The 12,282-nt window shown below is 38.5% G+C and carries 9 protein-coding genes and 1 pseudogene; 9 read left to right on the top strand and 1 reads right to left on the bottom strand.

Features of this window, described 5'->3' with window-relative positions; all coding sequences use genetic code 11:
- The 3 genes and pseudogenes from CZ809_RS21065 to CZ809_RS21505 all read left to right on the top strand — a co-directional run.
- Window positions 1-127 (top strand): annotated as a pseudogene (locus tag CZ809_RS21065) (S-(hydroxymethyl)glutathione dehydrogenase); the annotation flags it as partial.
- A gap of 359 nt (window positions 128-486) precedes the next feature.
- Entirely contained in the window at window positions 487-1,743 is a 1,257-nt protein-coding gene (locus tag CZ809_RS19545) for a dicarboxylate/amino acid:cation symporter (protein WP_080159196.1), read from the top strand.
- Window positions 1,744-2,045: 302 nt separating this feature from the next.
- On the top strand, window positions 2,046-2,180 hold the full coding sequence (locus CZ809_RS21505; RefSeq protein ID WP_255418348.1) for a hypothetical protein: 135 nt from the start codon (window positions 2,046-2,048) through the stop codon (window positions 2,178-2,180).
- Between the two features lie 36 nt (window positions 2,181-2,216).
- On the opposite strand, the gene CZ809_RS19540 is transcribed toward CZ809_RS21505, so the two are convergent.
- Window positions 2,217-4,535 (bottom strand): ATP-dependent helicase, encoded by a 2,319-nt coding sequence (locus CZ809_RS19540; protein ID WP_080159195.1) that lies wholly within the window; start codon window positions 4,533-4,535, stop codon window positions 2,217-2,219.
- Between the two features lie 257 nt (window positions 4,536-4,792).
- Between CZ809_RS19540 and CZ809_RS19535 the strand changes: the two genes are divergently transcribed.
- The 6 genes from CZ809_RS19535 (at window position 4,793) to torA (ending at window position 12,205) form a co-directional block, all read left to right on the top strand.
- Complete coding sequence (locus CZ809_RS19535) at window positions 4,793-5,506, top strand: DUF445 family protein (protein WP_080159194.1); 714 nt, start codon at window positions 4,793-4,795, stop codon at window positions 5,504-5,506.
- 241 nt (window positions 5,507-5,747) lie between these two features.
- On the top strand, window positions 5,748-6,512 hold the full coding sequence (locus tag CZ809_RS19530; protein WP_080159193.1) for a metal-dependent hydrolase: 765 nt from the start codon (window positions 5,748-5,750) through the stop codon (window positions 6,510-6,512).
- A gap of 216 nt (window positions 6,513-6,728) precedes the next feature.
- On the top strand, window positions 6,729-7,832 hold the full coding sequence (locus CZ809_RS19525) for a phosphoribosylaminoimidazolesuccinocarboxamide synthase (protein ID WP_080159192.1): 1,104 nt from the start codon (window positions 6,729-6,731) through the stop codon (window positions 7,830-7,832).
- Between the two features lie 479 nt (window positions 7,833-8,311).
- Window positions 8,312-8,488: a trimethylamine N-oxide reductase system protein TorE gene (gene torE, locus CZ809_RS19520; RefSeq protein ID WP_080159191.1), complete on the top strand. Its 177-nt coding sequence runs from the start codon at window positions 8,312-8,314 to the stop codon at window positions 8,486-8,488.
- Between the two features lie 46 nt (window positions 8,489-8,534).
- A complete protein-coding gene (torC, locus tag CZ809_RS19515) occupies window positions 8,535-9,713 on the top strand; it encodes a pentaheme c-type cytochrome TorC (protein ID WP_080159190.1) in 1,179 nt (392 codons plus the stop codon).
- 23 nt (window positions 9,714-9,736) lie between these two features.
- On the top strand, window positions 9,737-12,205 hold the full coding sequence (gene torA / locus CZ809_RS19510; protein ID WP_080159189.1) for a trimethylamine-N-oxide reductase TorA: 2,469 nt from the start codon (window positions 9,737-9,739) through the stop codon (window positions 12,203-12,205).
- Window positions 12,206-12,282: the final 77 nt, after the last annotated feature.

The following is a 12,282-nucleotide window of genomic DNA, read 5'->3' as shown; positions in this document are numbered from 1 at the left end:
CATGGCGGGTGAATTCAAACTTGATGATTTCATCTCATTTAACATGGGCCTAGACGACATCAACAAGTCATTTGACCTACTACATGAAGGTAAGAGTATCCGTACGGTTATTCACTTCGATAAGTAATCACTAGCACGATTACAATCTACATTACCTTTACTGAATCATCGGTAAAGGGAATCGCTTATTTTTATTTTCACTTGTTCAATACCATATGCTAATGGATTAGCAATTAACTCTTTAACGATACTATATTTTAGTTTTACTTCTACCTTATTTGGATAGCGTCCAAATAATCGTTAATTGAGAATGGCAATTGCCACGCTCTGACATTTGGTGTCAGAGCGTTTTTATTTTTACACTACAATTTATATTTAACGCATCCCTTGGATTAGGCACCCTATATAATTAATTAAGCCTTTTAATACCAAGTTCTTCTTTTTATATTCTCGTTACGATACGAACCCAGAACAGAGACCTTTTCCATGAACCGTCGTCTATTCAAGTCGTTACCTTTTCAATTGATGATAGCAGCGCTTTTAGCATGGGGGATTGCTTCTCTCTTACCCTTACATGCAGGTTTTGAAAATACCACTGCTTTTAAATTATTAATGTTAACTAAAACAACCTATATCGGCTTACTCAAAATGCTTGTCGGTATTGTGGTGCTATTCTCATTGCTACAAGGCATTACAAGTATTGGTTCAACATCACGATTAAAAACATTAGGTTATAAGACGATTGCTTTCTATAGCTTAACATCAACACTTGCTATCTGTTTAGGTCTTGGTGTTTCACTTGCAATCCCTAAATGGCCACACTTAATTGATACAGCCCAAGTTACGGTTGGTAACCACGTACAATTAATTGATAATAGTGCTTCTTCTGGCGGCGCTATTACCGAGAAATTATTTAACATGGCGCTAGTTAATCCGTTTCAAGCGCTAGCAACGACAAACTTATTAGCCATTGTTGTATTTGCACTATTATTAGGTATTGCCTTATTAGCCAGTTTACCAGCTAAGCACCCTATTTTTGAGCTTATTTCAGGGTTCAATATTGCAATTAATCGAGTAGTATCTGCCGTTATTAAGCTGGCACCTTTAGCTGTATTTGCAATTGTCTTTCAATTTACGATACAAAGCGGAAACAGTATTTTTGGCGAATTAGCTTTATTTGCTTTATTGGTATTTTTACTGACCTTAGTGCACGGCGGCATCGTATTACCTTTACTCGCGAAGGTGTTTACAGGGATTAAATATTCAACGTTATTCCGTGCCCTTTCAGCCCCTATGACTATGGCATTTGCAACCTCATCAAGTTCAGCGACGTTGCCACTTTCATTGCAAACAGCACAAGAAGATTTAGGGGTATCTCAACCCACCAGCAGTATGGTATTACCATTAGGCTCAATCATGAATATGGATGGCACTGCACTTTTTGAAGGGGTTGCTGCTATCTTTCTTGCTCAGCTTTACGGTATAGAACTCGGAACATCAGGATTGATTATGATTTTCATTATGGCGATGGTGTCGTCTATTGGAGCACCAGGGATGCCATCAGGATCAATGTCGGGTATGCAATTAGTTCTGCTTGCGGTTGGTATTCCACTGGAAGCCATTGCGATTCTACTCATTATTGAACGCCCATTAGATACGTTCCGTACCGCGGTCAATGTTGAAGGTGATTTAATTGCAGCTTTAGTAGTCGATAAATGGCAAAACCAGTCAACAAAAGTGTGATCTGGGTCTTTTTTAGCATCTTATCCCCTTATTACCTTGAAGCTTAATATTACTTTGACAGTAAAAAAAACGTGCCATAAAATCGACCAATAAGCCTAACGTTTCAACGTTATTTCATTCGTTATGCTTATTGAAATTTTAACATCCTTTATATCAGCAGGGGTCTGTGTAATTAACACAGACGATATAATGGAGCCATAGGAAGCTCAAGGACGGTGTTAATTCTCTAATAATTTAAGACAATATTACTCAAATAATTATGTATGCGTTATTGTCTTAACGTAAATTAATAGGTTTTAATCATGGTTAGAAAATTATTACAATCGTTAGGGTTTAGAAATACTGAAACTAAATCTCGTCAATTGCGCGAACGACTTGAATTCGCTATTCAACAAAATCTTGGTCAACGTGAAGCACGATCTAACCGCGAACATTAAAACCCTAACAGTAAGATATTCTTTGATCATAAATAGTTAGCTATATTTACGCGCCTTGGCACGGGCAACAACAATAAGACGATTAATCAATACCTTTTGTTTCTCCGTGCCTGCTTGTTTTAATTCTCGAATAATACGTATTACTTCAGTTTCTAAATATTTAGTCGTTTTTGTTTGAACCATACTACGGATCAATTTATCAGCTTTATCCGGTATCGGTTGTTGTAATGCCCACTCATAGCTATAAACACTTTCTCCTGCTGTATTTATCTCAGGCAAAGAAATAGCAACAACCTTTGGTGGTAATTGCATGTCATCAATACGAGCTAAACGACGATAATATCCCTGCACAACAGGTGATTTATGGTATGGCAGCTCACCATCATGATAAAGTTGAGGGCCAATTTCCTGCGCAACATCAGCTTTAGATTCTAGAATAAATTGACTGGCATTTTTGTCTTTACGCACATATTGATCTTTCTTGGTATTCTCAACCGTATAATATATTTTGGCACTATGCTTGGCACGTGTTATTGCTACATAAGCAAGTCGACGTTCTTCTTCTGTATCTGCTGAAATACCCAATGATGATCGATTAACATAAGGAAAAGCATCTTTATCCCAATAAGGTAAATGTACCTGACTATACTCACATCCTTTAGCTCTGAAGATAGTGGTTAGTTGCACACTGTTATTTTGGTGTGATTGGTTTTCAGCTGCAGACTGTTGAGTATAATATTCAAAATACTGTAAAGCTTTATCACAGGTTTGATCCATTGATTCTAATACGGTTTCAACACTGTCTAAACGTTCAACGGCTTCTTCTATTTCCGTTGCCGTTGCTTCTGTTTTCCAAATCCAATTATCAAGTTCACTGTCTCGACGATATTGCTTATAAACCGCCAGCGCTTTAAACTTTCCTTTTCGTTGCAGCATTAATAATAATTCAATCCGATCTTTAAACGTTTCTAGATTTAATGTAGGTTGAATTTTTTCAGTTTGCTTTATTAAACTAAGCCATTCGTTACTTGGCCGCTGTGATAAAGACTCACACAATGGGCGTAAACTTTTATTAGGTACATAGCAGTGTGGAAAAGATAATAAATTAAACAATAAATTGGCTTTATCGTTATCTGCTAATGTTAAAAAACGCCCCGTTGCTAATATCATAACGTCCATTAACAACTTTACTTCACGACTGTGTGTTAACACCGAACCGATCGGCATATGGTAAGGTATTTTCTTTGTTAAAAAAGCTAACTCAAATAACATCGCCTGTGACCAACGTCTAACTAAAATAGCCACTTCAGCAGGTTGACCACCTTGTTGAATAAAATCAGCCACTGATTGCGCAATTTCTCCCACTTGGCGAGCGGTACCAATAACATCCACAGCAGTATCCGCAACAGATTCATGCGCAATGGTCTGAAAGTCATGAAATCTTTGTTTATTATTAGCAATTAAATGGCTAGCCGCTAATGCTAAACTATGCCCAAATCGAAACGTATGCGACAAACTATATGTCGTTGCTGGCGCAAAATCTTGTTCAAAATTAAGCATGAATTGTGGAGCACTACCCCGCCATTTATAAATACACTGATCAACATCACCTACCGCAACTAACTGAGCTTGTGGTGATAATAGTAATTTCAACAATTGATATTGCGCGGTGTTTATATCTTGAAATTCATCAACCATCATAAATTTAATTTGCTGATGATAGTAATGGCATAGAGCTTGATCATTTTTTAATAACTGTATAGTTTCTACCAGCCAATCATCAAAAAATAGCTGTTTACGCTCTTTACGTACAGTTTCAAAGTTCAAAAATGCTTCAATGATAAAGGCATATTCTCTATTAATTTCAGAGAGATCAAATACCTCTTTGGGCGGCAACATATGTGCTTTGACTAACCCAATAAAGCTCATTAACAATTCAATAGTGCGAGGATCTTTAAACGTTTGTTGTTTTTGATACGATTTTTCTTGTGCCGCCATTTGCCGTAAGACAAGTTTAGCAATGGTTTTATCACTATCACCATTATTAAAATCAATTTGATAACCCGTCGCAGATAGATACCCCGACTGTCTTAATAGCTGAAAACAAAAGCTATGAAAAGTATGGACAGGCACGCGCGCGGCTAACGGGATCTGTGCTAACTTTTCCTTAAAATCGGTGCGAATATCACGGTTAAACATCAATACCAACATTTGTTCTGCTGCGATTGATTGTAATTTATGTTCTACAACACCGACTAACGTTGTTGTTTTCCCCGTTCCCGCACCAGCAACACAAAGTGCGTTACCTGACTGATGATGAATAAAAGCAGTTTGTTCAGCAGTAAAACGGGTCATTAAAAATACTCAGTAAGGCAATAAACGCATAGCAAACGAGTATAGCAATTGCCATATAAAGTTTAAATCGTAAAACATGACATTACATCCACACTCCTTTATCTACCAAACATCGTGTAATCAAAGATGGTGTAGCCCAGCAAAATCTGGCATTGGTCACTATCTATTGTTAAAATTCGGCTCCATTATTGGTGGCTATGCGCCATTGACTGTCTTTATTTGCCGTTTCAATCGGTGTTACTACTAAGAACTACATCATGATAAAAAATAAAAGCTTAATGACCAATGTGCTCTCTCTCCTTCTCTTATTCATTGGTTATATTAGTAATCAACATATCATTCTTTACTGTGGCTTATTTGCTTTTTCCGGTGCATTAACAAACTGGCTTGCCATTTATATGTTATTTGAAAAAGTACCCGGCCTTTATGGTTCAGGTGTTATCCCTGCTCGCTTTGAAGCGTTTAAACTAGCCATTAAAAACCTAATGATGGAGCAGTTTTTTACTCAACAAAACATTAGTCGCTTTTTAAGCCAAGATACCGACCAATCAACCGTGCTGGATATGCAACCAATTATCAGCAAAATTGATTTTGCACCAACCTTTGATTCATTACTGGATGTGATCATGAATTCATCCTTTGGCGGCATGATCACCATGATGGGTGGCCCAGAAGCCATGGAACCATTACGTGAACCTTTTATTGAGAAAATGCAGCTATCAGTAACAGAAATCAGTGAACAAGATAATTTTAAAACAGCACTGAAACAACAATTAGCCAAACCTGAAACATTGCATGATATTGAAAGTAAAATTGAAGATATTATTGACCAACGTTTAAATGAACTTACTCCTAAAATGGTCAAAGAAATGGTAGAAAAAATGATTAGCGAACACCTGGGTTGGCTGGTTATTTGGGGCGGAGTCTTTGGTGGTATTATCGGCATCATTTCAGCATTGATTACAGGTTAAGATCACCTGCTTTAATTTCAAGTAGCTGTGACCTTTTAAAGCGTATACAGCTACTCTCTTTACTCCTTTCAGCTTCAAATTGAGAAAGCAATTTATTCACCTTAATTGCAACTAAAAACTAAAATGATTCTTTTTCACTCAATCACTTTCATAAATTACATTAAAAGTGTGATAAATATTGAACTAAGATAACTAACAGTGATAAATACCTGTATATGTATCCAGTTGGAATTCATTTTTCTTGGCAAATTTCTCGACCCATTTCACAATTGCAGCAATTGTTAGTGGTTTAACAGCAACTACATTGTTGTCGGCTGATCATATTAGCCCCAGCATTGCACTATGGATGACTTTTTTTGGCACCATCGGTGGGCTTCTACCTGACATTGATTCAGACCACTCAACGTCGATGAAAGCATTGTTTACACTTCTGGCTGGGTTTTGTTGTTTTTTACTCATCAGCCATATTTACACCCATGTCGCAATGCTTGAGTTGATTTTGTATGTCATCTCATTGTTTATTACTATTCGTTATTTTGGCAAAGCGGTATTTGACCGTTGTACGGTTCACCGTGGCGCATGTCACTCGATTTCATTTGTGACTCTTATTGCACTCTGTTGTGTCCATATTTGCGTCTTATTGGGGCATACAGCGACTGATAGCTGGTTTGCTGGCGGGTTTGTTCTACTTGGCGGCATCGTACATTTAGTCCTTGATGAAATATACAGCGTCGATCTATCAAACAAACGCTTTAAATCATCATTTGGCACCGCACTTAAACCTTTTGCCTTTACCAAACCGTTCATTAGCCTAGCTCAGGTTATCGCCATTGTTATCTTATTTGATCTAGCACCAAGTTATGATGGTGCACTACAAGTTGTCACAAATTGGAGTCATTTCCAATTTACACCTGTCTGGTTCAACCTGGACGATACTAAACAATGGTTATTGCACATGTTTTATATTACGCCCCGTGATTTACATGCCTTTTATCAACGTTTTTAATCCCCAATAAAACACTATCTCATAATGTAAAGTATGATATTTCATTACCATACTTTACATTTGTCACCATTTTAAACCAAAAAGCAATCGTTTGCTTTTTTACTGGTAGTCGTACAATGAACCGAGTATTATGCTTAATAAGATGAGTGCTTGAGGTAATGTTTATCTTAAACACTCTGTATTTCGATGCCATCATTTTGAAATAGGAATTTCACCATGAGTCTTGCTGATCAAGTTCTTGCCGTCAATGACGACCTGCCCATCCGTACCGATAAACCCGTTCACAGTGGAAAAGTACGCTCTGTTTATTGGCTAACAGACGCAGACAGTCGTCGTCTAATTCAACAAAAAGGCTACAACGTTCAACCTGATGCGCCTCTTGCAATTATGATTATCAGTGATCGCATTTCCGCCTTTGACTGTATTTGGCATGGTGAAGGTGGTTTGAAAGGTGTTCCCGGTAAAGGCGCGGCACTTAATGCAATCTCAAATCATTGGTTTAAACTCTTTAAAGATAATGGCTTAGCCGATAGCCATATTCTTGATATTCCCCATCCTTTTGTCTGGATTGTACAAAAAGCAAAACCTGTAATGGTAGAAGCTATTTGTCGTCAATACATCACAGGTTCAATGTGGCGATCATACACGCAAGGTGAACGCAATTTCTGTGGTATCGAACTACCAGAAGGTCTAGAAAAAGATCAAAAACTTTCAGAGCTTCTAATGACCCCCTCAACCAAAGGTATCCTAAAAGACATCCCTAATGTGCCTGAAGCGGATGATGTTAACGTGACTCGTCAAGATCTCATCAATAACTACCAAGCCTTTAATTTCCGAAATACTGATGATATTAACTATTACGAAAAACTATTAACCGATGGATTTACAGTTATTAGTCACGAATTAGCAAAATTAGACCAAATTTTTGTCGATACTAAATTTGAATTTGGCTACGTTACAGATGCTAACGGTAATGAAAAACTTATCTATATGGATGAAGTGGGTACACCAGATTCATCACGAATTTGGGATGGTGCCGCTTATCGTGACGGACAGATCGTTGAAAATTCCAAAGAAGATTTCCGTCAAGTGTTACTTAATTACTTTCCAGATCCAGATATTTTATTAAATAAAGAACGTATGCCTGAACGTTTTGCACTAGCGACAGAGAATGCGCTCCCTCAAGATATATTAATGCAGATATCTAAAATCTACACCAATATCGCAGAAAAAATCACTGGACAGCCAATTACTCTAAGCCAAGATCCAAAGAGTGAAATTATTGATATATTACGCCAAGAATATCAATTAATTGATTAATATTTATTCGAGAGCTATCTGATAGCTCTCTTTTCTATCCCGTATTATTAACAACTCCATTCATATTAAGCCTTTAATTACGACTCTATTCATATTAGATTACGTGAAATTATTAACAAAACACTTCTTCCATTACCAATCCTTCAATTTTCAATCAACACAAACCATTAATAGCATCGCAATAACCAACAATCACACCCAATAAGCACCAATAAAACAAACAAAAATACAACATTACCACAAGTTGGCTCTTGGATTTTATTGTAATAATTACACTTAAATAATAATTAATTTATACATATGTATTTTTAGTATTAATAACTAAGTTTAAATTCAAAAAAATACTATTTTAATAACAGAATTACGCATTTAATAATTGAATAAGTACAGCGGTCTACTTTATGATCATATTGAAATTAAAATTGATATAACTATTTATAAGAAATAACTTTCCCTTTAACCATATTTTAGGAGGTTTTATGAGCAGTATTACTGATGCTACTGCCAAGAAAACACGTAGCCGCGAATGGAAAATGTTCCTTTTTATTACCATTTTCCTGTTCCCTATTTTAAGTGTCATTTTCGTTGGTGGTTATGGTTTCACAGTTTGGATGTTGCAATTGTTTGTCTTTGGTCCTCCCGGTCACGGTGGTTGATCCCCTACTTCACACTACAAGCATCATTTAAAGAGAAACAATAATAATGAAAGCATTTTTAAAAAAAGCTTGGCTGACTCTATCACGCCCAAGCGTTCATATTAGCCTTGGTGTTTTAGCCCTTGGCGGTTTTGTTGCGGGTATTATTTTCTGGGGCGGATTTAATACGGCCCTTGAAAAAACGAATACTGAAGAATTCTGTGTAAGCTGTCATGCCGATAATGTCGTGCCTGAATACGTTAATACTATTCATGATAAGAACCGTTCAGGTGTTCGAGCAACCTGCCCTGATTGCCATGTCCCTCATGATTGGACTGATAAAATTTCACGTAAAATTCAAGCAAGCAAAGAAGTCTTTGCCCATTTTGCTGGATTCATTGATACCCCTGAAAAATTTGAAGATCGCCGAATTGTGCTAGCACAGCATGAATGGGAACGCTTTAAAGCCAATGGCTCACAAGAATGTCGTGATTGCCATGATTACAAAGGTATGGACTTCGAAAAAATGTCCCCTGTTGCACGCGTTCAAATGAAAAATGCAGCAGAGCGAGATCAAAGCTGTGTTGATTGTCATAAAGGTATTGCTCACCACTTACCAAAAGATATGGATACCAGTGGTGGCATGGTGTCAGAGCTAGTCCAACTTTCTCATGGTACTGATTACAGCAAAGGTGAAGAGATTTATAGCGTTCGCTTCTTACCTGTTTATGAAGATAAAGCAATGACTGTTGAAGCGGGTATTCTAAATCCAGCATCTGGCGTTAAAGTCATTGATGAAACAGATAATGCAGTAGAAGTTGAGATTGCAGGTTGGCGTAAAGATAAAGGCTATGGTCGTGTGATTCAGGAAGATTTCGGAATGAATATTCCGGTTGCATCTCTACTTAAAGAATCAGCTCAAAATGATAAAGTTGTTGATAAATATGAAGAGAAAGTCGATGACCTAACAGGCCTTCCTTGGCAGCGTGTTACCGCTAAAGTATGGATGCCTAAAGACTCATTAGTGAATGACATCACACCAGTATGGGCACAAGCAAAAACAGCTTACACCACCAACTGTTCTGTATGTCACACCCAACCGGCTGAAGCGCATTTTGATGCAAACACATGGCCGGGCATGTTTAACGGTATGCTAGCATTTGTAAACTTTGACCGTGATAGCGAAGCTATTGTGTTGAAGTACCTACAGAAGCATTCATCTGATTTTTCTGATGCACAGCACTAAGTTTTGATGGAGTTAAAATAAATATGTCAGTATCAAGAAGAAGTTTTCTTAAAGGCCTTGCTACAACAAGTGCAGCGACAGTTATAGGCCCAAGCCTACTCGCATCATCAAAAGTGTTTGCAGACGATCAAATAGGTCAAGGAACATGGCGTTATTCTGGATCTCACTGGGGTGCTTTTCGTGCACAAATTTATGCAGGTAAAGTGCAACAAATTGAAGCGATTGAAATAGATAAAAACCCAACTGAAATGCTAAAAGGCATCAAGGGGATTATTTATAATCCATCACGCGTTCGTTACCCAATGGTACGTCTAGACTGGCTTAAAAAGCACAAGTTTAGTGGCGAAACACGCGGTAATAATCGTTTTGTACGTGTGACATGGGATGAAGCCTTAGATTTGTTCTACCGTGAATTAGAGCGTATTCAAAAAGATTACGGTCCATGGGCGCTCCACGCAGGTCAAACAGGCTGGCGTCAAACGGGTCAATTCCATAGCTGTACCAGTCACATGCAACGTGCTGTCGGTATGCACGGTAATTACATCACCAAAGTTGGCGACTACTCAACAGGTGCAGGCCAAACCATAATGCCTTATGTGCTAGGTTCGACTGAAGTATATGCTCAAGGTACGTCATGGTCTGAAATTTTAGACAACAGTAAGAACATTATTTTATGGGCTAACGATCCGGTTAAAAACCTCCAAGTAGGTTGGAACTGTGAAACGCATGAGTCTTACCCTTACCTTGCGCAACTAAAAGAAAAAGTAGCTAAAGGTGAGATCAATGTTATTTCGGTTGATCCGGTTAAAAACAAGACCCAGCGTTACTTAGAAAACACGCATCTTTACCTTCACCCGCAGACAGATGTACCGTTTATGTTGGGTGTAGCACACACGCTTTACACTGAGAATCTTTATGATAAAGAATTCATCAAAATGTATTGTTTGGGCTTTGATGAGTTTATTGGTTATGTCAAAGGTGACACTAAAGATAACATTGAGAAAACACCAGAATGGGCAGCTGAAATTTGTGGCGTACCCGCTGATCAAATCCGTGAATTTGCTCGCATGCTGGTTAAAGAGCGTACTCAAATTCTATTTGGTTGGTGTATTCAACGTCAAGAACACGGCGAGCAACCTTACTGGATGGGTGCCGTTATTGCTGCGATGGTAGGACAAATTGGCTTACCTGGCGGCGGTATTTCTTATGGCCATCATTACTCCGGTATTGGTGTCCCATCAACAGGCTTTGCAGCACCAGGCGGTTTTCCTCGTAACGTGGATGAGGGGCAAAAACCCAAATGGGATAACAACGACTTCAATGGTTATAGTCGTACTATCCCTGTCGCACGCTTCGTTGATTGTATTTTAGAACCGGGTAAAGAAATTAAATACAATGGTTCTAAAGTGATTCTGCCTGATTACAAAATGATGGTGATCAGCGGTAACAACCCTTGGCATCACCACCAAGATCGTAACCGCATGAAACAAGCGTTCCAAAAATTACAAACCGTGGTAACGATTGATTTTGCATGGACGGCGACCTGTCGTTTCTCTGATATTGTACTCCCTGCATGTACTCAGTTTGAACGTAACGATATTGACGTTATGGGCTCATACAGTGGCCGTGGCTTAATCGCAATGCAAAAGTTAGTTGACCCACTGTACCAATCAAAAACTGACTTTGATATTTTCACTGAATTATCACGTCGTTTTGGTAAAAATAAAGAATACACCCGTGGTATGGATGAAATGCAATGGGTTCAAATGCTGTATAACGATTGCCGAAAAGCTAATGCAGGCAAATTCGACATGCCAGAATTTGATGTTTTCTGGGAGCAAGGATTCCTAGATTTTGGCACCGGTAAGCCCTGGGTTCGACATGCCGATTTCCGTCAAGATCCAGAAATAAATGCGCTAGGCACACCGTCAGGTTTCATTGAAATATCCAGCCGTAAAATTGCTCGTTATGGCTATGAACACTGTCAAGGTCACCCAATGTGGTTTGAAAAGACAGAACGTTCACATGGTGGTCCGGGCTCAGATAAACATCCGTTCTGGATGCAATCTTGTCACCCTGACAAACGCTTGCACTCACAAATGTGTGAATCCGATGAATTCCGCGCGACGTATACCGTCCAAGGCCGTGAACCTGTCTACATCAACCCAAAAGATGCTACAGCTAAAGGCATCAAAGACGGTGACGTTGTACGTGTGTTTAACGATCGCGGTCAACTACTTGCAGGTGCTGTTATCACAGACAGCTACCCACAAGGCGTCGTTCGTATAGAAGAAGGTGCATGGTACGGGCCATTAAATGAGAAGATTGGTGCGATTGATACCTATGGCGATCCAAATACTCTAACCATGGATATACCAACATCCGAATTGGCGCAAGCGACCAGTGCCCAAACGTGTTTAGTCAATATTGAGAAATTCAAAGGTGAATTACCACCAGTAACCGCCTTTGGTGGCCCGATTGAAGTAAGTTAATTATTTGATTTTAGTGTGATATTTAAGCCCTCGTACTCTTAATCGATACGAGGGTTTATTTTTACCAACAAATCACC

Origin of the sequence: Photobacterium piscicola, assembly GCF_900166965.1 — a bacterium.
Lineage (GTDB): Bacteria > Pseudomonadota > Gammaproteobacteria > Enterobacterales > Vibrionaceae > Photobacterium > Photobacterium piscicola.
The sequence above is the reverse complement of the archived record's forward strand: the minus strand, read 5'-3'. Positions and strand labels throughout refer to the sequence as shown.